This window comes from Hymenobacter sp. BT188, from assembly GCF_014333585.1.
Taxonomy (GTDB): domain Bacteria; phylum Bacteroidota; class Bacteroidia; order Cytophagales; family Hymenobacteraceae; genus Hymenobacter.
Genome location: NZ_JACSCW010000006.1, coordinates 222,394 through 242,449, shown reverse-complemented (window position 1 = coordinate 242,449; position 20,056 = coordinate 222,394). Strand labels below are relative to the sequence as shown.

Here is a 20,056-nt window from a genome sequence, read left to right as displayed (position 1 = left end):
GGGGGTCTTTTTTGCTTGAACCAAGCCGAATAAGTTGGAGCGCCGCGGGCCCGCAGCTAGCACGACCTGCGTTAGCCAGTTAGGGTGCTCGACGATGGCAGTCATAGGGTGGAGCCACGAAAGCAAGTAGCACCAAGCAGCCGCTGAAAACGCGTCAGGCTAGGTTACTGGCAGGAAAGGGAAGAGGGGAAAATCAACAACAACCTTGTCCTACCGAGCCCATACAACAGCAGGCCAGCGCAGACTGCGCGCGACAAAGCTGTTGCGTAGCAACGAGGGGTAGAGAGGAAGCGGAGGTGTTGAAAAGATCCACGGTAACTTGTTTTTATATGGTCAGGACTTGGCACCGTTCCACGGGGAGTGGGGGTTGCCGGCGCTTCGCGGAGCCTGTCTCTCTGCGCCTCTGTATAAAAACAATCCTTTGATGGGAAAGAATTGGTAGTACAAATGTACCAACTGGTTATTTAATATTCCAAATCTTAGTGAAATGCAGATGAGTTAGCGCACAGTTTAGGTCTCAGGTTATGCTGAATACTACGAAAGCAGCCACGCCCGTAAGCGAGTAAGCAAACTGCCCGATGAGTTGGAAGCAGAGGCCGTAGCAGCTTCTGCGGAGGTGTCCTGCTCATCATCGTAAACCGCCGTCATAAGGGCAGCTTGTTCGGAAAGAACCAGTTGGGCAGCCTCCAGATCCTGCTGCCGTACATGCAGCCGTACGCCGCCCGAAATAGGCCCGTACGGGCGATTCTCGTTGCTTATGAAGCAGGCAATACCAGCCGCTTCTAGCTGATTCTTGGCCAGGTGCGCTGATATGGAGTTAGCAAATGATTCTAGCAGGACAACTGTGCCGTCGGTTGGCTCGATGAACATAGGATAATGATTTCAGCTAAAACACGAGAAGCACCCCATTAGGTGCTTCTCGTGGTAAAAACTATACGCAGGCTTCGTTATGGAAGCTGCTTGCCGACTTATTTGAACAAGTCCAGTGCCTTAATAAACGTTTGGGAGACGCCCCAGGCGAGAGGCACGCCAACATAAAGCCAGGCTAAAGCGGTTTTCAAACCTGAGGAAGGCGCATTGCCGGCATCTGGAACAGTAGGATTTATTCGGTTTTCCATGTGGAAGATTTTTAACGATTGAATACAGGAACCAGGCCGAGTATTAAGCAGCTACTTTTTTAGCAGCTTCCTCTTTGTAATGATATTTCTCGTTCACGGCAGTGACAAGCATATTGGCAATTAAGCCAACCACCAGCAAACCGGCCATCACATAGAATACCGTTTGATACGCCTCAGCCCCTGTTAGACCCTTTTCCTTTTGATTTTGGTGTAAGTAGTTGACAATCAGAGGTCCCAGAATACCAGCCGTAGACCAAGCAGTTAATAGGCGTCCATGAATAGCTCCTACTTGCATCGTGCCAAACAAGTCGCGCAGGTAGGCAGGAACGGTAGCAAATCCACCCCCATACATACTCAGAATCACGCAGCACACGATGACGAACAACGCCAGGGAATGATTGGCCGCCAGCGTGGGCACCAAGGCGTAGAGTAGAATACCCAAGCCAAAGTAAATCATGTAGGTGGGCTTGCGGCCCATCTTATCCGAGGCCGACGACCAGAAAAAGCGCCCCAACAGATTGAACAAGCTCAGCAGACCTACAAAGCCAGCCGCCGCGGCCGCCGTTACACCCAAACCCTCACCCATCGAGACATCTGAAAATGTTTCCTGAATAAGGGGAGAGGCTGTTTCGAGCACGCCAATACCAGCCGTCACATTCGTGAGCAATACTACCCATAAAAGCCAAAACTGCGGAGTTTTGATAGCAGTGTCGGCATCCACGTTGGCGGCCGTAATAAGGGTTGAGTGCTGGGTGTTGGGCACATAGCCTTCTGGTTTCCAGCCTTCGGCAGGTACCCGAATGGTGAACACACCAAACATCATGAATACCAAGTAAATAGCACCCATCGTGAGCATAGTAGGGGCTACACCCATGGGGGCTGAATCTTTGAAATAAGCCATCAGCGCTACGGCCAGCGGGGAGCCAATCATGGCACCCCCACCAAAGCCCATAATGGCCATTCCCGTTGCTACGCCCGGTCTATCCGGAAACCACTTGATGAGCGTGCTTACCGGCGAGATGTACCCGATACCAAGCCCAATGCCGCCCACAAAGCCATAGCCGAAATACACGAGCCAGATGTTGTGCATGGATACGCCCAGCGCCGAAATAAAGAAGCCGCCGCTAAAGCATAAAGCCGAAGCCAGCATCGCCTTACGAGGCCCAACCCGTTCGAGCCATTTGCCAAATACGGCCGCCGATAACCCCAGAAGTACAATGGCAATGGAAAAGATAACAGCCAGCTGACCGGGTGTCCAGTCGGTAGGCGCGGGTGCGTTCACGTCTCCACTGATAAGCGCTCCCATGGGTTTTTTGAACACGCTAAAAGCGTAGGCCTGCCCAATGGCAAGATGAATGGCGAGGGCCGCGGGCGGGATCAGCCAGCGGTTGAAGCCCGGCCCGGCAATGGTACGGCTGCGATCCAGCCATGAAGTAGAGGTTGCCATGCAGTAAAAAAAGAGTGGTGGGAAATAGGTGAACGGAAGAGTGCTGGGATAGGGAGGCGGCGGATGATGCGCCTCCGGGGTTGAGAATCAGGAAGGTAGAAGCTTTTGGGCCAGATTATCAACCAAAGAGCTATAAATGTTGCTAAACAGCTATAGCTAGTAAGCGCAGCCTATTGCTCAGCCGGCTTGCGGCTCATCCAGCCGCGCAAACCAGGCTGTCGACTGGCCCGCAGAAAATTTGCGAGCCCGCGGGTCATACGCTCGGCCATTTGCTGTTGAAAAGCAGGCGAGGTCAGCAGGCGCTCGTCCTCAGGATTCGAGACGAAGGCTGTTTCTACTAAGGCATTAGGGTATTCGGTAGGGCCGTTCAGGCCGAAGTTGAAACTGCCCACGTTGCCAAACCCTGGCAAGCCTGTAGCCAGCATTTCAGCGTAGAGCGCCGTAGATAAGGGCCGAAATGCCACGTAACGGTAGTAGGTGCTGGTGCCTCGCACTGTTTTGTTGCTGGAGGAATTGACGTGAATACTCACCAGCAAATCGGGGTTGGCTTGGCGCAGGCGTAGAATTCGGTCACCATTGTCCACGCTCACGTCGGCAGCACGCGTCATAAGCACGCGGGCTCCTTTGCGCTCAAGCGCACGCTGCAAGCGTTGAGCAATGGCAAGGGTTAAATCTTTTTCGCTTGCCCCGCTCGCCCCTACCGCGCCCGTACTGGAGCCGCCGTGGCCCGCATCGACGGCTACGGTCAGGCCCCGCAAGCTCATCTTGGCTGGGGGGCGTTTTACGCGAATGGTCAGCACATTCTTTTGGTAGCCAATGCTGTAGCCCCAACTCTGGCGGTGACGCAAATGAAGCACCAGCCGAAATACATCAGGTTGTATCTGCTCGTAGTGCACATCCCCAAGGGCTTGCAAACCTGCGCGCTGCGTTATCCAGTTGGTGTTGGAAGTGGCGCCAAATACATCAATGACCAGTCGGCTGGGCTCGGTGAGTAGCTGTGAGCGATAGGGCAGGCGCTCGGTGAGCGGTACACGCACATAGTCGTAAAGCGAGTCGCCCTGAACGCTCCAGGAGCCGGTAAGCGAGGCAGGTACAAAGCCGCCGGGGGGCAAAAAGCGCACACCGTTCTCGGGTACCCAAACGGTTTGGTTTTCGGCTAGCCGCACCCGGTACTGACTGCCCACTTTGCCATTGATGTGCAGCACCACCAACGAATCGAGGTATCCCATTTTGGCCCCACCCAAGCGGTCTTCGCCCAACCCATAATTCAGGTAAGCCAACGGGCCCTTCGTAACAGCGAGCTGGGGGGCATTTTGATCTAAAAAACGAACCTTATGCAAACTGAAAGCCACGGTGCGCACACTGTCTGGGGTGAGCAGCTCAAAAGTAATGGGCCGATCCTGGAGGGTATCGCCGGGCTGCACCACGTACGTGCCCTGATAGATGCCCAGTTGTCCATTGGTGAGTGTGAGGGGCAATTCGGTCATGGATTTGCCCCCCAGAAACGTGGCGGTAGCACCAGGTTGCCCTTTCAGGCGTACTTGCAACCGGTCGCCGGGGTGCAGCCACTGATCGGCGGCGGGGACGGTTTCGGCCGTTTCAATCAGCGGCGTTTGCGCCAGCATCGGCGTAACTGGAAGCAGCAGGAGCAGCTGCAGCAAAAGTTTGGGTATACCCATGAAGAGTAGTCGGAGTGAGAAGGACTTAGCGGGGGCAGAACCAGCCGTTACTAGTCAGGTTTTAGAGCGTTGCAACCATTTATCTGCCACGAAGCATCATAGCCACGATTGCACGTCCAACTCCTGAACGCAGTTTGGTAAGAGGCAGCTACGGCGCAGCGTTACCCCGGTTTCTTCTCCCCCTTATTACTACCTGTATTTATGCTGAAAACGTTAATATTAACCACCTGCCTGCTGGGTTGTACCCTGTTTGCCCACGCGCAAGACCAGCCGAAGCGAGCGTATGAGGCCGGCATTGAAGTAGTAAATTATAACCCTGCTGGCAACGGCCACCGCTACGATAATTCTCCCGCCAATAATCCGGCTCAGTGGGCATCCGGCGTGTTTTTGCGCTATTCGCCCACTCGGTTTGGGGTACGACTGGGGGGCAATTTTAGCCAAGGAACCGTGAAGCCCAGCTATGATTATTGCGCTGATTGCCTGGAAGGCAAAGTAACCGACAAGGAGCTACAGCTAAAGGTGGGCGCCCAATATGCGCCGCTGAAAAAATTTGATTGGTTGTACGCTTTCACCGACTTCTATTACCGCCGCTATACCTCCACTGGAAACCTTACGGGCGGCTTTTGCGGCTGTCTGGATGTTACGCAAACCCGCACTTCCAATGGCATTGGTCTGAATGCCGGCTTGGGGGCCAAAATCAGGGTGTTTAAAAGCCTGTACCTGAGCCCAGAAATCTACTACGACGTGCTGCGCGTCCGCGACGAAACCAGACAGCAGGATAACCTCAACGGTAGTTTAAGCGCCACCTACCACGAAACCAGGACCATGCACCGTCCCGCCATGCGGCTACGTGCTACGCTGGCTTTCTAAGACTGTTGTTTAGCGCCAACCGGGTACAAATGGGTGTACAGCAGAGTCGCGGCCGTTTCCAGCAAGGGCAAATCGGTGGTGCGCTCCTGGCAACGCTGCATATCGTAGTGGCAAAGCGTACCAAAGGCGATGCCCTGCGCATCGCGAATAAGTACCCCGCAATATGATACAACGGGCGTATCAACCAGGCCCTTCACGCGGGAATCCGTGGCGGCATCGTTGATTTCTAAGGGTGCCTGCTGCCGCCCTACCAAGGAGCAATAGGTGGCCTCCATCGGCGCGTCTTCGCCCTGTTGTACGTTCGGTTCAAACCGGTCATATAATACCTCGCTGCGAAGCTTGTCGCCATCAAACCGAAACACGCCGGTGTAGCGGTGAGGGGTGCGACTGTTCAAATATCTGAGCGCCGCATGTGCCCCGTGCTGGTTCAGTACAGTGCAGAACTCATCGATTTCGCGTAGCATGGACGAGTCCGGCGTTGGCGGAAAGGTAGACATAGGCAGGAAGGGGACGTCGTGGAGGAAGAGGGGCGTAAGACAGGTCCTCAGAAGGCATTAATAGGCGCGGGAAACTGCAATGTATTGAAGATTGATGTACGTACGCTGGTTTACTCCATCAGTTTTCAGTCAAGCACAAATCCTTTAAATAAACAACGACACATAAAAGCCCCCCAGAAGCCCTGAGAAACATTTTATGCGTCGTTGTTATTGGGGGTGCAGTCGTTATTCCTTCACATTACAGACCGCGCTTTGATAGGCAATTACTTAGCATCGGTGGGGTGCAAATGGTTGTACAGCAGATCGGCGGCGGCTTGCATCAGCGGCAAATCGGTGGTGCGCTCCTGGCATCGCTCTACATCGAAGTGGCAAAGTGAACCGAACGGCTTACCCGCATTATCCCGAATCAGGACTCCGCAGTACGACAATACGGGCTTATTCGTCAGATGACTAAGGCGCGGGTCGGTGGAGGCGTCCGTGATTTCTAAGGGCGACTGCTGCCGGGTTAGCAAGATGCAGTAAGAGGCTTCTAGAGGAGCATCGGGGCCGTGCACCACATTAATGGGGTCGCGCCGATCGTAGAGGGCCTCATTGCGCAGCTGGTCACCTTCAAAGCGGAAAACCCCAGTGTAGCGATGCGGCGTGCGGCTATTCAGGTATTGAAGCGCCGTATGAATCCCATGTCGTTCCAGCAGGGAGCTAAACTGCTCAATATCAAGGAGCACGGGTGAAGCGGGAGTAGAAGCGCTGGCCATAGGAAATAAAGGTGGCAGTTGGGCAAAATGAAAAGCTAAATCAACCCTCGTGAATGACTGCAAAGCCATAAGCCGAGCGTTAGAGTATTGCATCGCTCAGCAGTAAATCAGCGGTTTTGCGCTCGGCTTCAGTAGAATATTAAAAATACACTAAAAAAACCCCCCATATACAACATGGGGGGCTTTTTCTTAAGCTATAACGCCTCTCAAAAGGAAACGCGCCTGCCTGAGCGATGCGGCAAGAAATTACTCTTTCACCGCTTGCCCCAAGTCCTTGATATCACGGCCTGCTTCCATGGCCACAAACTCCGCTTGCAGACCCCGGATACGCAGCTCGTCGCGCCCTATTACGTCCAAGCGAATGGCCTTCAAGCGGTCATTTAGGCGGCGATAAATGCTGGTGGCATAATCCCAATCGCGCTGAGTCCACTGGCGGCGCTTGGCGCGCGTCTGGCGAAGCAGTTGGGTGTAGGCGGGCTCAATATTTTGCGCAGTGAGCTGATCGATAGCCGCGTAGGTGCCCAGTAGCTCAGTGGCAAAGGTGGCTTCGGCGGCGGGGTCCAGCGGCTGACGGTTGCGGGCGCGGGCAGTGGCAGTGTAGTCGGCAGCGCGGTCGCTAGCCCGGTCGAGGCGGTCGCCGGCACGGTCGGCTAGCGTATCAAGCTTGCGGGCTTCCTGACGCACAACTTCCTGCCGCTCGCGGGGCGTGGTGTCGCAGCCAGTGAGCAGGAAAAGGCAGGCAAACGAGAGGCCCGCAGCAGGTACTAAACTGAGCGGAAAGGTGGCAGTAGATTTCATACAGGCGTGTACGCAACCACCGCGCAGTTGGATATTCATGCCTGTCGCATTCTAAATCGAAAAAGCCCCCCAGTAATACGCGACCGCCTAGTATTCCTCGTCGGTGCGGTCGCGCAGGTCGCGCAGTTGGCTTTGCAAACCCGGAAAGTGCGGGCAGATTTTGGCTAAGCGGCGCAGCACGCGCAGGGCGCTTCGGTCTTCGCCCAGCATGCGCAGTATCGCAACCCAACCAGAAAGCGCCCCAAAATGGCGGGGCTCCCGGCGCAGCGTTTCGGCAATATCCAGCAAGGAAGCGCGGTATTCGCCCCGCATGTAGTAAGCTGTAGCGCGCTTGTTCCAGCCTTCAGCAAACTCCGGCCGAGTATCAATCAGATACGTGAAATCGGCAATAGCGCGGGTGTAGTCGCCGGCCGCAAGCGCCCGCATGCCCGCCTCCAGGTGCTTATCGAGGGCATGGTCGCCAGTAGTCAGCCAAATCTGCCAGATGCCGCTCTGCAACGCTTCAATTTCCGCTGGCGCCTCTGCCACTTGCAACTTGGCAAACAGATCATCGAGCGTATTCATAGCGAAAGGAAAAAGCTGAGATAAGTGTACGCTGGAACAGATGCTACGTTTGTAAAAAGCTCTCCGGGGGGCTTTTACACCCTAAAAGTAACTCCGAATGTATACGCTTTTGCTAAAAGCAAAAGCCAACAACTCACTTAGTTGCTGGCTTTTGCTCGTGCGGGATATAAATATTTAAAACAGCTCCTTGGCCACGCGCCGAATCGACTCAGACTTGCCCATAGAATAATAGTGCAGACAAGGCACACCGTGGGCCATCAGCTCGCGGCTCTGATTGATGCACCACTCGATACCGATGCGACGCGCGTCCTCATTGTCGCGGCACTGGCTCACGGCCTCGGCCAACTCTTCCGGAATGTTGAGGAAGAAAGTGCGCGGCAGCATCGTGAGCTGGCTTTTGGTGGTCATCGGCTTTAAGCCCGGAATAATAGGCGCCGTAATGCCCGCCGCCCGGCACCGCTTTTCAAAGGCAAAAAACTGTTCGTTGTCAAAGAACATTTGCGTGACAATGTACTCAGCGCCACGGTCCATCTTCTGCTTCAAAAAACGAATATCAGAACCATAGTTGGGCGCCTCAAAGTGCTTTTCCGGATAGCCGGCCGTGCCGATGCAGAAGTTGGTCGGAAACGTATCCTCCTGCTCCTCATCCAGATAACGCCCTTGGTTCATGCACGCTACCTGCTCAATAAGGTCGCTGGCGTAAGCGTGGCCGTCGGGCTCCGGGATAAAGTGAGACTCCGACTTTATCGGGTCGCCGCGCAAAGCCAACACGTTATCGATACCCAAAAAGTGCAGGTCAATCAGGGCGTTTTCGGTTTCCTCCTTGGAGAAGCCACCGCACGTCAGATGAGGCACCGTATCTACATCGAAACGGTTTTTGATAGCCGCACAAATACCGACCGTGCCGGGCCGCTTGCGTACGGTTTTGCGCTCCAGAAAGCCGTTCGGCTGCTTGCGGTATACATATTCCTCGCGATGGTAAGTCACGTCAATAAAGGGCGGCTTGAACTCCATCAGCGGCTCTATGTTGCTGAACAGGTTCTGGATGTTCTCGCCCTTTCTGGGGGGCAAAACCTCGAAGGAAAACAGCGTTTTGCCGTCGGCTTTAATCAGGTGGTCAGTTACTTTCATATAGAACACCAGCAGTAGGCTAGTGAGAGTAGTGTTAGTAAATAAGCTCCCCTCCTCAGCTGAGGAGGGGATGTTTTCGCTTTGCGAAAACGGGGGTGGTTGACTTGTTGCTGGTGTTGTTTAATTGTAGAATAGCGTCTATTAAAAATAGCAGATTACTCAACTAAACAACGCCCTCAACCACCCCAGCTTCGGCTTCGCCAAAGCGTCCCCTCCTCAGCTGAGGAGGGGAGCTTGTTGTGCTTACAGCGCCGTTACGGGTACGCTGGTGGGGTTATAATTGAGGTTGGGGGAAAGCCAGCGTTCGAGCTCCGCAATCGGCATATTTTTGCGCTGAGCAATGTCTTCTACCTGGTCGCGGGCTATTTTGCCTAAGCCAAAGTAGCGCGAATCGGGATGCGCGTAGTAAAGGCCGCTCACCGACGATGCCGGGTACATCGCCAGGTTTTCGGTGAGGATGATACCCGTTTGCTGGTCCGCATCAAGCAGTTGAAACAGTGTGATTTTCTCCGTGTGGTCAGGGCAGCCGGGGTAGCCGGGCGCGGGCCGCACGCCGCGATACTTCTCCTGAATCAGCTCTTCCTTGGTCAGCTTCTCGTCGGCTGAATAGCCCCAGAACTCTTCCCGCACGCGCTGGTGCAGACGCTCCGCAAAGGCCTCAGCCAGGCGGTCGGCCAACGCCTTAATCATGATGCTGGAGTAGTCGTCGTGGTCAGCCTCAAACTTTTCGATAAGCTTTTCAATACCCAAGCCCGCCGTCACGGCGAAACCACCAATGTAGTCCTGGCGGCCTGATTCTTTGGGGGCCAAAAAGTCAGAGAAGGCGAGGTTCGGGATGCGGGGGCCTTTTTCGCCCTGCTGACGCAAGGTGAAAAACTCCGTCATTACCTGCTCGCGCGTATCGTCGGCATAGACCTCAATAGTGTCGTAACCAACGGTATTCGCGGGCCAGAAACCGACTACCGCGCGGGCGGTGAGCAGGTTTTCGCTGATAACCTTCTGGAGCATTGCTTGGGCATCAGCAAACAGCTTGGTAGCTGCTTCGCCGAGGTTTTCGTCCTCCAGAATGCGCGGATATCTACCTTTCAGCTCCCAAGTGTGGAAAAACGGCGTCCAGTCGATATAGTCGGCCAGCTCGGCCAGCGGATAGTTGTCGAGTACTTTCGTGCCGAGGAAGGTCGGCTTGGTAATCGGAGTAATCTCCCAATCAGCCTTAAACTGGTTTTCGCGAGCCGCTTCGATGGTCAGGTAGTTTTTCTCCCGTTGGCGGGTGGCATAGTCGGCGCGGAGAGCCGCGTACTCGTCGCTAACGGTCTTGGCATAGGTTTCAGCACTGGAACCGAGTAGACTAGCTGCCACGCCCACCGAGCGCGAAGCGTCGTGCACATGCACCATCGGCCCGGAGTAGTTGGGCGCCACCTTCACGGCCGCATGCAGACGGGAAGTAGTAGCCCCGCCAATAAGCAGCGGCGTCTTCAGGCCACGCTTTTCCATCTCCTGCGCCACGTACACCATCTCATCGAGGCTGGGTGTAATCAAGCCGCTTAGGCCGATTACGTCTACATTTTGCTTCTCTGCTTCGTCCAGAATGCGCTCCAACGGCACCATCACGCCGAGGTCCACGATGTCGAAGTTGTTGCAGGCCAGTACCACACCCACGATGTTTTTGCCGATGTCGTGCACGTCGCCTTTCACCGTAGCTAGCAGGATTTTACCGGCTGTTTGCCGCTCCGAGCCTTGCTTATCGGCTAGCAGGAAAGGCTCCAGATAGGCCACCGCTTTCTTCATCACGCGGGCCGACTTTACTACTTGCGGCAGGAACATTTTGCCGGCACCGAATAAGTCACCAACTACGTTCATGCCGGCCATGAGTGGGCCTTCAATTACTTCCAGCGGCCGGCCTACTTGCTGGCGTACTTCTTCCGTGTCTTCATCAATAAACTCGGTGATGCCGCGAACCAGTGCGTGTTGCAGGCGCTCGGCCACGGGCAGACTGCGCCAAGCGTCCGCCACCACTTCCACCTTGTCCTTCTGCTTCACTGTTTCGGCAAAATCCACGAGGCGCTCAGTAGCATCGGGGCGACGGTTGAGCAGCACGTCTTCTACCAACTCCAATAGGTCTTTCGGAATCTCGTCATACACGCCCAGTTGGCTGGGGTTTACGATGCCCATGTCCAGACCAGCGCGAATGGCGTGGTAGAGGAAAGAGGTGTGCATGGCTTCACGAACTACGTCGTTACCGCGGTAGGAGAAGCTGATGTTGCTGACGCCGCCGCTAGTAAGGGCGCCGGGCAGGTTGGCTTTAATCCACCGCACGGCTTCAATAAAATCAAGGGCGTAGTTGCGGTGCTCCTCCATGCCGGTGCCCACGGTCAGGATATTGGGGTCGAAGATGACATCCTCAGCCGGGAAGCCTACTTCTTTTACCAGGATATCATAGCTACGCTTACAGATTTCGATACGCCGCTCAAGAGAGTCGGCTTGGCCGTTCTCATCGAAGGCCATAACGACCATAGCCGCGCCGTACTGGCGCACGGTGTGGGCGCGCTCCTTGAAAACTTCCTCGCCTTCTTTCAGCGAAATCGAGTTGACAATGCTTTTGCCCTGCACGCACTTCAGGCCGGCTTCCAGCACGCTCCACTTTGAGGAGTCAATCATCACCGGAACCCGCGAAATGTCGGGCTCGGAGGCAATTAGGTTGAGAAAAGTGGTCATGGCCTGCTCCGAGTCGAGCATGCCTTCGTCCATGTTTACGTCGAGTACTTGGGCGCCGCCTTCTACCTGGTCGCGGGCTACTTGCAGGGCCTGCTCATAAGCCCCCGTGCGGATGAGGCGGGCGAAAGCGCGGGAGCCAGTCACGTTGCACCGCTCGCCCACGTTCACAAACAAGCTGTTGGGGGTGATACCAAACGGCTCCAAACCAGCTAAACGAGTGGCTTTGGGTACTTCGGGTAGTTGGCGCGGCTGATATTTTTCGGCCAGCTTAGCTAGCTCGGCAATGTGCTGTGGTGTGGTGCCACAACAGCCACCCGCCACCGTCACGATGCCTTCTTTTAAGTAGTTTTCAACGACAGCCGCAAATTCCTGCGCCGACTCATCGTAGCCGCCGAAGGCATTAGGCAAACCAGCATTCGGATAGGCCGAAACGTGCACATCGGCAATGCGGCTTAGCTCTTTCACATAGACGTGCAGTTGATCAGCACCCAGGGCACAGTTCAAGCCCACGCTCAGCAGCGGCAAGTGACTGATAGAGTTCCAGAATGCCTCTACCGTCTGCCCCGAAAGTGTGCGCCCCGACGCGTCGGTAATTGTGCCCGAAATCATGACCGGCACCACTTTGCCGCCTTCGTCGAAATACTTCTGCACGGCATACAACGCCGCTTTGGCGTTGAGTGTGTCGAAGATGGTTTCAATCAACAGTGTATCCGAACCACCTTCCACCAAGCCGCGCACCTGCTCTAGGTACGCGGTAGCCAGCTCGTCGAAGGTCACGGCGCGGAAGCCGGGGCGGTTCACATCGGGTGAGAGCGAAGCGGTGCGGTTGGTAGGGCCGATGGCACCTGCCACAAAGCGCGGCTTGTGCGGCTCGCGGGCAGTAAACTCATCGGCCACTTCGCGGGCCAAGCGAGCCGACTCGTAGTTGAGCTCATACGCTAGGTACTCCAAGCCATAATCAGCCTGAGCGATGGTGGTGCCACTGAAGGTGTTGGTTTCCACCATGTCGGCGCCTGCAGCGAAATACTCGGCGTGGATACCACTGATAATATCAGGGCGGGTAAGGCTGAGCAGGTCATTGTTGCCACGCAGGGGCTTGGGATGGTCGGCGAAGCGTGCGCCCCGAAAGTCCTCCTCCGTCAGCGGATGACGCTGAATCATGGTGCCCATGGCGCCATCAAGCACCAGAATGCGCTGTTGGAGAATGTCGTAAAGGGGGGAGGCGGGGCGAGTCGTTTTCATAAGATCTCCTTCAGAAAAAGGCGTTTTTAGCGCTGCTTATCCAGAAAGAACCTCAAAACGCGGCTCCGCACTTATCTTCTTTTGCCCTGGGGGGCAAAATGGGAGTTGGCACCTTGTTTTACTCAGGTTGCCAAGACGTCGTAGGGCCCAGTCCCTCGGTCTTTCTGGATAAGTAGCTGAGCAAAGATACAGCAAGACGACGAAAAAAGTTTACCCTCATTTGCGCACCCTGAAACAAGAAGGGACTGACCAGCTGGTCAGTCCCTTTTAATACTAGGCGGAAGCGGTATTAGAGCGACTTTTTCCGCTCGGCCTGAAACTTCTTTAGCTGCGGATCAATCACCTTTTTGTCTCCCACAACGACGATGGTCATCTCATCGGGGCGGACGTATTTCTTAGCCGCATCCTGCACCTCTTTCGGTGTAATGGTGTGGATGGCTTTTACCTGGTTGGTAAGGTAGCTGTCGGGCAAGCCATGAAAGTCGAGGAAGCTCAGCTGGCCGATAATGCCGGCTGGGGTAGAATTGCGCAGCACAAACAACCCCGCCTCATAATTTTTGATGCCTTCTAGCTCCTCGGCCGTGGGGGCTTCCTTCTGGAGACGCTCAATTTCATACACAATCTCCTTGAGCGAGTTGCCCGTGTGCTCGGTGGTTACGTCGGCTACTTCCGACCACTCGCCGGCCCGATAGCGAGCATTAATGCTGCTGTAGGGAGAATACGTGTAGCCTTTATCCTCCCTGATATTGCGGGTGATACGTGAGCCGAAAGAGCCCCCCAGCAGCGAGTTCATGATTCGCAGACGGGTATAATCAGGGTGGGTAGGATCAATGACGGGCAGGCCGATAACCAACGTAGACTGGGGCGCGCCGGGTCGGTCCTGCACCATCAGATCGGTTTTGGTGACGGGCTTGGCAATCTCGATACGGGGCGCCGGGCCCTTGGTCCAATTGCTCAGGGAAGATGTAACAGCTTCGCGCATGGCCTTTTCATCGAATCTGCCAGCGGCATATACCGATGTACGCTGGGCGCCAAATTGCTTGGCGTAAAAGTCGCGCACCTGCTCCGGACCGTGGGCGTTGATTTGTGCGTCGGTGGGCATATCACGGCCGTAGGGGTGACCTTGGTACAGGGCCATCGTGAACTTCATGCGGGCCTGAGTGCCGGGCCGGGAGCGAGCCAGGTTCGTTTCCCGCTTAAAGTCATTTTTGATACGCTCTATCTCACTGGGCGGAAAAGCGGGGTTTTGCACTAAGTCAGCCATGAGCTTCACTAGTTCGGGCCCGTATTCTGACAACACGGAACCTGAGATGACCGTTTGGTTTGGGCCTACCGACACATCGAGCGAGCCTCCCATGCGAGCGGCTTTTGCCGAAATCTCTTTGGCCGAAAGCGTCGTGGTTCCCTCTCGCATCAGGCGACCCATAATATCGGCCAGGCCGTTTTCATTGGCGCCCTCGTGCACGTTGCCTACTTGCACAATCATGCTCACCGTTACTTTCGGAATGTCACCGTAGGGTACCAGCGTGGCTTGCAGGCCATTATCCAGCGTAAACTCCGTTTTGGGGGGCAAAGTAAAGTCGCGGGGAGTGCCGCCGACGGGTGGGGTTTGCTTCTGAGCAAAAGCGGGGGCGCTAAAAGTACAAGCAACACTTAGCAGGCCAAGAATTATCTTTTTCATAAGATGAAGCTTCATAAGGTACTAGCTTTTAGCCAGTGGGTTGATTGTGAGAATGGTCCGGTTGGTAGAACGCAGGTACTCACGTAGCGTCTTCTGCATTAGCTCGGGCGTCACTTTTCGAAACTCGCTTTCGAGCTCATTGATGCGCTTGGGGTCGTTCTCAAATAAAGCGAAGCTGGCCAGCAGATCAGCTTTTCCGAAGCCGAAGGTCTGACTTACCTGGTCGTACAGGTCAGAGCGCATTTTGACGATGGCCAGATCCAGCAGCTCCTGGCTTACGCCTTCTTTGTCGAGCCGCTGAATTTCACGGTCCAGCACGGCTACTACCGAGTCGGCCGATACAGTTTTGTCATACACCAGGCTGCCATCCCAGAGCATGGGGCCGTTGTAATTGAACATGTTACCGAGGCCCGAATTGATACCACCACTCACCGAGCCCGTGTAGCCGCGCTCCTGCACCAAGGCTTGGTACAGGCGGCTGTCGTTGCCCTGCAACAGAATCTGGTCGAGCAGGCCCATGGCGTAATACTCCGGCGTGTTTTTGTCGGGCATGTGATAGGCAAAAGCCAGCGCGGGCTTGGTGGCCAGCTTATCGTCTTTGCTGAAGCGCTGCTCCTTCTCTTGGCGAGGCTCAGTCAGATCTGCTTTAGGCGGCAACGTTGCCTTGGGAATACTATCGAAGTACTTTTTGACCCAGGTTTTGGCGTCCGATGGGTCAAAGTCACCTACTACGACCAAAGCCGCGTTGTTAGGCGCGTAAAAAGTCTTGAAAAAGGATTCTGCATCTTCCAGGGTCGCTGCGTCGAGGTCCTTAAGGTCGCCGTAGAAGTTGTGAGCATTGTGCCAGTTTTTGTTGGCATACTGGGGCATATCCAGCCATGGAAAGCCGCCGTAGGGTTGATTGAGCACATTGACCTTCACCTCGTTTTTCACCACACCCTGCTGGTTTTCCAGGCTGGCTGGCGTAAGGGCCACGCTGCGCATCCGGTCACTTTCCACCCAAAGTAAGGTTTCGAGCTTGTGAGCGGGCACTATTTCGAAGTAGTTAGTAAAATCAAAGCGTGTGGAGCCGTTATTAATGCCGCCACTGCTCTGTCCTATCTTGTCGAACTCACCTTTGGGCAGGTTCTGAGAGCCCTGAAACATTAGATGTTCAAACAGATGCGCATAACCAGTGCGGTTGCGCGGCTCGTTGCGGAAGCCTACTCCGTAATACACCGCTATTACAACCTTGGGCACAGTATGATCGAGCGAAAGGACCACTTTTAGCCCATTGTCGAGGGTGAGATATTCTACTGGCACCTGGTAGGTAGCTACTTTGGCTACCGGCGCTGCCTGGGGGGTATTTGTGTCGCCGGCCACTCCCGACGTGGTTTTCTGACTACATGAATTCAGGGCAAAAAAGCCCCCAAACCCAATAGCAGACTGGGAAGTAAGCGTCTAGTTGAAAGCATAAGTAGTGGAGGAAGGAGAGTGAAAAGATTTCGGGTTTGCTATATTAAGAAAAGCTAAGCATTTATATAATAGATGCTATTGTTTATCAGGCCGTTGCTTCCTTCTCTGCCCCCTCTTCTACTATATTTCCACTTTCAGCGTGGCTGGTTTGGGCGTTATTACAAACAGCTCACCATGAGGCACAATCGTAATCTGGCCGTACTCCTGGAGTAGCTGTTTATAGGCTTCCGCTACCGGACGCGGGTTACGGTCGAGGTCGTAGAGGCCGCAGGCGTTTACGGTGCCTACTTTGCGGCGCAGGCCGATGTCCCAGTCCACCTGGTCGATGAGGGAATACCACGTGAAGCCCAGCACGGGCACGCCTTCTTCCCGCATTCGCAGGATATTTACCCACTGTTTCCAGAGCCAGGTAGGGGCATCTCTGGCCTCAAAAACGTTGGTTTCGGTGTGCATTACCGGCTTGCGGTAACGGCTGTAGTATTCCAGCGTGATGTTGTACCAGCCCAACACATCCACGCTGGTGCAGATTTCGCCGCTGGGCAGAATGATCTTCTCATTGCGGCCGTAGTAGTCGTTGCCCATAATCTGGTAGCCGGGCGGCTCGCCGGCCATAAACCAGTCGTACTCCCTGCGCGTCAGGCCGTTATCGAGCAGATACGTGAGCACGTCGGCATCGGGGTGGTGGGCATACAGAAGATCCAGGGCCAGAAAGCGCAGCTTGTTATCGAGCTTAATCTGAGAGCACGGACTCGCTTTTAGCTCGTGGATATACTCAGCCGATTCGCTCTGCACGATGATGCAGTCGGGGCGCTGCTCGGCAATTTTTTGGTTGGCCATAATGCTGGCGGCCACCAAGTGCTTCATAGCTGTTACGAAGCTTTTATCAGTGCGCAGTTGCTCGTTCCAAGCGCCATCCTTCGCACTCATACGGGCTGTAACGAAGATTTCGTTGATGGGCGTGTAGTATCGGACCCAGGGGTAGCGTTTGGCTACGGCACCGGCAAACGCAGCAAAATGTACGGGCAACTCGGGGTTCTGAAAATTGCCCAGCCAGTCGGGAACGCCAAAGTGCAGCAGGTCCAGAATAGGTGTAATGCCCAAACGCTTCATCTCGTTCATCACCAGATCAGCAAACTCCCAGTCGTAGCGGCCGGGGCCTTTATGCATGCTGTAGTACGGCAAACCATAGCGCAATACCTTCAGCCCCAAATCTTTGACTAACTGCAAGTCTTTCTGCCAGTGTTCGTAGTGTCCGCACTCAGCCAGCAGGTCGCGGCGGGTACGACCATTATCGATAGTGGGATAGGAGCACTCGATGCCGGTGGCAAACATGAAGTTGCCGGATTCGCCAGTAGGTAGGCCGCTGCCGTCGTGGCCACCGGCCCCGCCATATTGGTCGCCCTCATAACCACCGTTGCCGAATTTGTCTATGATGTGGGTTAGAAATCCTTTAGCCATGAGAGAGGGATAGTTAGGCGTCTCTTCTTTGTTCGCTTTCCAAAAACTTATCAGCCGTGCGTAGGCTCAAGGCCATAATAGTTAGAGCAGGGTTAACGCTTAAGGCGCTTGGAAACACAGAGTTATCGCAGATGTATAAGTTGGGCACGTCGAAGGCGCGACCATCGGGGTTTACCACGGCATCGTCGCCGGAAAGACCCATGCGGGCAGTACCAATTACATGCGCCGAGCGCGGAAACGCCCAGATATCGGTAGCACCGGCTGTTTCCCAGATGCGGCGCATGAGCTGCTCGGCGTGGCGGTTCATGCGGATCTCATTTTCGTGGTTGGTGAAGTGCAGGCGGGGCTTAGGCAAACCGCGGGCGTCTTTTTCCTCAGCCAACTCTAGGAAGTTGTCTTCGTGAGGCAGGCAGTCACCCAGAATGTTGATGCCGGCAATGTGATTGTAGTTGCGCATATACTCACGCAATTTTGCCCCCCAGAGCTTCCGCTCCCGCACTACCTGACCAGCAAACGTAACGGGCATCATGCCAATGCTTTGCAATAGGTAACCACCTGCGAAATCAGCATCTGGTGGGCGGTGGGTGTCCTCGGAAATAAGCCCCCCAGGAATGCCTTTATAGGGTCGAATGTCCTCGGGGAAAGTGCCCCACACCTGCACGCCGGGATGAGCCATAAAGTTGCGCCCCACATGCCCGCTGCTTAGAGCTAACTCATTCAGTAGCAACAGACGCGGCGTTTCAACGGCTCCGGCGCAGATAAACAGATGGCGGCAGCGCTGGCGCTGGGTAACACCGTTGTGCTCATACACGACGCCCGTTACGCGGCCCTGCCCGTCGCGCTCAATCTCCGTTACAAAGCAGTTGGGGCGAATCTCGGCGCCGTGGGCTACAGCCAAGGGCAGAAATGTGACGTCCATGCTGGCTTTGGCGCCAGTGCTGCAACCCGCCTGGCAGAAGCCGCGGTTGGTGCATGCCTCGCGCCAGCCCACGCCCTCCTGATAGTAGCGCGCCGACAGGGCAGCGTTGGCCGCTGGCGACGTCCTGATGCCCAACTGCTGACACGCTCGCTCCATGAGTTGCGCAGCCCCATTGAGCGGCAGCGGAGCCAGCGGGTAGCCACGGCCTCGCTTGGGTCCCCAAGGGTAAGGCGTTGGGCCAGAAATGCCCAGAAAGTGCTCTAGCTCCTCGTAATAAGGCTCCAATTCCTCATAGCCAAATGGCCAGTCGACGCCTACGCCAAAGTCGCGGTTAAGGTGTAGGTCATCGGGTTGGGCGCGAGGCGTATAGGCGGTATAATGTAGCGTGGAGCCGCCTACGCCAGTGCCGGAGTTGTTTTTGCCGAAAGCCACCGGGTCTTTGCCCGCAGAAAGGCGCTCGTCGTTCCAAAAGAGAAACTCCTGCGCTTTTTCGTCGGTGGCAAAATCAGTTTTGGGGTCGTGCCAGGGACCGGCCTCCAGCGCTACTATCTTCAGGCCAGCCATAGCCAAGCGCGCCAGCAGCGGCGCACCGCCCGCTCCGGTGCCGATAACGAGGCAATCGACCTCATCGGTGGGCAGTGGGATTTCGGCGGGCTGGGGCTCGGGCTCAAGCGCCGACTCCTGCATAATCTGCTTTAGCAAAGGGTCTTGCACTTCTTGCTTCAGCGGATTCAACACGCCTTCTTCTATTACTTCTTCGTCGGGCATAATGGTCTTTGAGAAATACGCCGCGGCGTGTTCAATCGTAAGTTGAGAAAGGGCGGAGTGCCACGCTCCCAGAGTGAGTTAGCTCGTTTTTACAAACCTGGCTGGGGCGAAATAGCTTCCGGTTCGCGGGGTTCTAAGTCGTTTAGGCCAAGCCGATTCCAGCCGGTGGCGTCGGCCATGCCTACGTACCCGATTTCTTCCTGGGCCAGGGGGTGAGCATAATAAAGCTCCGTTAACTCGGCCAGCATTTCTTCGAAAAAACGGTCGGAAGGCACTGTTTCCCACGCTTCGCCGGGTGCTTTGCCTTCCTGTAGGAGTTGGAGCACACTGGCTTGCTCATCGGGAGTTAGCGCCCGGAATTCCTGCTGAAACAGTGCATGGGAAGTTTGATTAATGCCCCCCAGACCCATGCGATACGCTTCGCGGTCGGGGGGCATTATGTCGTAGCGCCAGCCGTCGCTACGGCCTTCGGCAAGGCGCTGGTCTACGCCGGGGGCCAGCTCAATGGGGGCATCGGGGCGGTCGGGCTGGGGGAAAAGGCAGGCGGCAACGGCTCGCAGCAGATCGTAGGTGGCCGGCTCCAGAAACTGGGGCTCGTAGGGCGGCGCATCGAGGCGAGCCTGGAGAGCCGTGCGGGTAGCCTCGGTTACAAGTTCGGTGTCGAGCAGGGCACGTACGGTACCGTCGGGGTAGTGAGGAGAAGTCATGGCGAAGCAGCTGATAAGGGAAGCTACAGGTAGTAAACTGCCTGGAAGCCAAAACTTCCCGCTGTGCCACTTATTTAATGCTTGCTTCCACTGCTTTCTTACTGTTGAGCTGGCTTTATGGTTGCCATCCTCCGGGGTACGCCACAGGCCGGAGAAAGCTATGCTGATCTAGGAAGCTGGTTGAGTTATATTCTGGACTGTTCAGGTGAGGTAGGAACGCAATAGTGGGAGTCTCGTCGTTGAACGATTGGT

At 55.4% G+C, this 20,056-nt stretch carries 16 protein-coding genes and 2 riboswitches; of the genes, 1 reads left to right on the top strand and 15 read right to left on the bottom strand.

What is annotated here, in order from left to right; genetic code table 11:
* Positions 1–322: 322 nt before the first annotated feature.
* Positions 323–414: riboswitch (SAM riboswitch) on the bottom strand.
* 120 nt (positions 415–534) lie between these two features.
* The 4 genes from H8B13_RS17890 to H8B13_RS17875 form a co-directional block, all read right to left on the bottom strand.
* On the bottom strand, positions 535–870 hold the full coding sequence (locus H8B13_RS17890) for a DUF2007 domain-containing protein (protein WP_187312185.1): 336 nt from the start codon (positions 868–870) through the stop codon (positions 535–537).
* Positions 871–968: 98 nt separating this feature from the next.
* Complete coding sequence (locus H8B13_RS17885; RefSeq protein WP_187312184.1) at positions 969–1,118, bottom strand: hypothetical protein; 150 nt, start codon at positions 1,116–1,118, stop codon at positions 969–971.
* Between the two features lie 43 nt (positions 1,119–1,161).
* On the bottom strand, positions 1,162–2,565 hold the full coding sequence (locus tag H8B13_RS17880; RefSeq protein WP_187312183.1) for an OFA family MFS transporter: 1,404 nt from the start codon (positions 2,563–2,565) through the stop codon (positions 1,162–1,164).
* A 170-nt stretch (positions 2,566–2,735) separates the two neighbouring features.
* Entirely contained in the window at positions 2,736–4,244 is a 1,509-nt protein-coding gene (locus H8B13_RS17875; protein ID WP_187312182.1) for an N-acetylmuramoyl-L-alanine amidase, read from the bottom strand.
* Between the two features lie 201 nt (positions 4,245–4,445).
* On the opposite strand from H8B13_RS17875, the gene H8B13_RS17870 reads away from it, so the two are divergent.
* Positions 4,446–5,114, top strand: a complete 669-nt coding sequence (locus H8B13_RS17870) for a hypothetical protein (protein WP_187312181.1) — start codon at positions 4,446–4,448, stop codon at positions 5,112–5,114.
* Here the strand turns inward: H8B13_RS17870 and H8B13_RS17865 are convergent.
* The 11 genes from H8B13_RS17865 to H8B13_RS17815 all read right to left on the bottom strand — a co-directional run bounded on the left by H8B13_RS17865 (position 5,111) and on the right by H8B13_RS17815 (position 19,804).
* Complete coding sequence (locus H8B13_RS17865) at positions 5,111–5,611, bottom strand: GAF domain-containing protein (protein WP_187312180.1); 501 nt, start codon at positions 5,609–5,611, stop codon at positions 5,111–5,113. The genes H8B13_RS17870 and H8B13_RS17865 overlap by 4 nt on opposite strands.
* Positions 5,612–5,874: 263 nt before the next feature.
* Positions 5,875–6,366 carry a hypothetical protein gene (locus tag H8B13_RS17860; RefSeq protein ID WP_187312179.1) on the bottom strand — a complete coding sequence of 164 codons (492 nt, stop codon included), beginning with the start codon at positions 6,364–6,366 and terminating at the stop codon, positions 5,875–5,877.
* A 246-nt stretch (positions 6,367–6,612) separates the two neighbouring features.
* Positions 6,613–7,164: a hypothetical protein gene (locus H8B13_RS17855; RefSeq protein ID WP_187312178.1), complete on the bottom strand. Its 552-nt coding sequence runs from the start codon at positions 7,162–7,164 to the stop codon at positions 6,613–6,615.
* Between the two features lie 87 nt (positions 7,165–7,251).
* Positions 7,252–7,728 carry a tetratricopeptide repeat protein gene (locus H8B13_RS17850; RefSeq protein ID WP_187312177.1) on the bottom strand — a complete coding sequence of 159 codons (477 nt, stop codon included), beginning with the start codon at positions 7,726–7,728 and terminating at the stop codon, positions 7,252–7,254.
* Positions 7,729–7,902: 174 nt separating this feature from the next.
* A complete protein-coding gene (gene metF / locus H8B13_RS17845; protein ID WP_187312176.1) occupies positions 7,903–8,859 on the bottom strand; it encodes a methylenetetrahydrofolate reductase [NAD(P)H] in 957 nt (318 codons plus the stop codon).
* Positions 8,860–9,102: 243 nt separating this feature from the next.
* A complete protein-coding gene (metH, locus tag H8B13_RS17840; RefSeq protein WP_187312175.1) occupies positions 9,103–12,816 on the bottom strand; it encodes a methionine synthase in 3,714 nt (1,237 codons plus the stop codon).
* Between the two features lie 68 nt (positions 12,817–12,884).
* Positions 12,885–12,991, bottom strand: a riboswitch (SAM riboswitch).
* 114 nt (positions 12,992–13,105) lie between these two features.
* Positions 13,106–14,497 (bottom strand): M16 family metallopeptidase, encoded by a 1,392-nt coding sequence (locus tag H8B13_RS17835; protein ID WP_187312174.1) that lies wholly within the window; start codon positions 14,495–14,497, stop codon positions 13,106–13,108.
* 21 nt (positions 14,498–14,518) lie between these two features.
* Positions 14,519–15,859: a pitrilysin family protein gene (locus H8B13_RS17830; RefSeq protein ID WP_315985160.1), complete on the bottom strand. Its 1,341-nt coding sequence runs from the start codon at positions 15,857–15,859 to the stop codon at positions 14,519–14,521.
* Positions 15,860–16,072: 213 nt separating this feature from the next.
* Positions 16,073–17,410, bottom strand: coding sequence for a family 1 glycosylhydrolase (locus H8B13_RS17825; RefSeq protein ID WP_187312173.1), 1,338 nt, complete (start codon positions 17,408–17,410; stop codon positions 16,073–16,075).
* A 13-nt stretch (positions 17,411–17,423) separates the two neighbouring features.
* Positions 17,424–19,097 carry a GMC family oxidoreductase gene (locus tag H8B13_RS17820; RefSeq protein ID WP_187312172.1) on the bottom strand — a complete coding sequence of 558 codons (1,674 nt, stop codon included), beginning with the start codon at positions 19,095–19,097 and terminating at the stop codon, positions 17,424–17,426.
* 89 nt (positions 19,098–19,186) lie between these two features.
* Positions 19,187–19,804, bottom strand: coding sequence for a gluconate 2-dehydrogenase subunit 3 family protein (locus H8B13_RS17815; protein ID WP_187312171.1), 618 nt, complete (start codon positions 19,802–19,804; stop codon positions 19,187–19,189).
* Positions 19,805–20,056: the final 252 nt, after the last annotated feature.

What these genes read in the sequence shown, in the direction of transcription:
- H8B13_RS17890 (WP_187312185.1), bottom strand. Translation starts at nt 870, where the DNA reads ATGTTCATCGAGCCAACCGACGGCACAGTTGTCCTGCTAGAATCATTT.
- H8B13_RS17885 (WP_187312184.1), bottom strand. Translation starts at nt 1,118, where the DNA reads ATGGAAAACCGAATAAATCCTACTGTTCCAGATGCCGGCAATGCGCCT.
- H8B13_RS17880 (WP_187312183.1), bottom strand. Translation starts at nt 2,565, where the DNA reads ATGGCAACCTCTACTTCATGGCTGGATCGCAGCCGTACCATTGCCGGG.
- H8B13_RS17875 (WP_187312182.1), bottom strand. Translation starts at nt 4,244, where the DNA reads ATGGGTATACCCAAACTTTTGCTGCAGCTGCTCCTGCTGCTTCCAGTT.
- H8B13_RS17870 (WP_187312181.1), top strand. Translation starts at nt 4,446, where the DNA reads ATGCTGAAAACGTTAATATTAACCACCTGCCTGCTGGGTTGTACCCTG.
- H8B13_RS17865 (WP_187312180.1), bottom strand. Translation starts at nt 5,611, where the DNA reads ATGTCTACCTTTCCGCCAACGCCGGACTCGTCCATGCTACGCGAAATC.
- H8B13_RS17860 (WP_187312179.1), bottom strand. Translation starts at nt 6,366, where the DNA reads ATGGCCAGCGCTTCTACTCCCGCTTCACCCGTGCTCCTTGATATTGAG.
- H8B13_RS17855 (WP_187312178.1), bottom strand. Translation starts at nt 7,164, where the DNA reads ATGAAATCTACTGCCACCTTTCCGCTCAGTTTAGTACCTGCTGCGGGC.
- H8B13_RS17850 (WP_187312177.1), bottom strand. Translation starts at nt 7,728, where the DNA reads ATGAATACGCTCGATGATCTGTTTGCCAAGTTGCAAGTGGCAGAGGCG.
- metF (WP_187312176.1), bottom strand. Translation starts at nt 8,859, where the DNA reads ATGAAAGTAACTGACCACCTGATTAAAGCCGACGGCAAAACGCTGTTT.
- metH (WP_187312175.1), bottom strand. Translation starts at nt 12,816, where the DNA reads ATGAAAACGACTCGCCCCGCCTCCCCCCTTTACGACATTCTCCAACAG.
- H8B13_RS17835 (WP_187312174.1), bottom strand. Translation starts at nt 14,497, where the DNA reads ATGAAAAAGATAATTCTTGGCCTGCTAAGTGTTGCTTGTACTTTTAGC.
- H8B13_RS17825 (WP_187312173.1), bottom strand. Translation starts at nt 17,410, where the DNA reads ATGGCTAAAGGATTTCTAACCCACATCATAGACAAATTCGGCAACGGT.
- H8B13_RS17820 (WP_187312172.1), bottom strand. Translation starts at nt 19,097, where the DNA reads ATGCCCGACGAAGAAGTAATAGAAGAAGGCGTGTTGAATCCGCTGAAG.
- H8B13_RS17815 (WP_187312171.1), bottom strand. Translation starts at nt 19,804, where the DNA reads ATGACTTCTCCTCACTACCCCGACGGTACCGTACGTGCCCTGCTCGAC.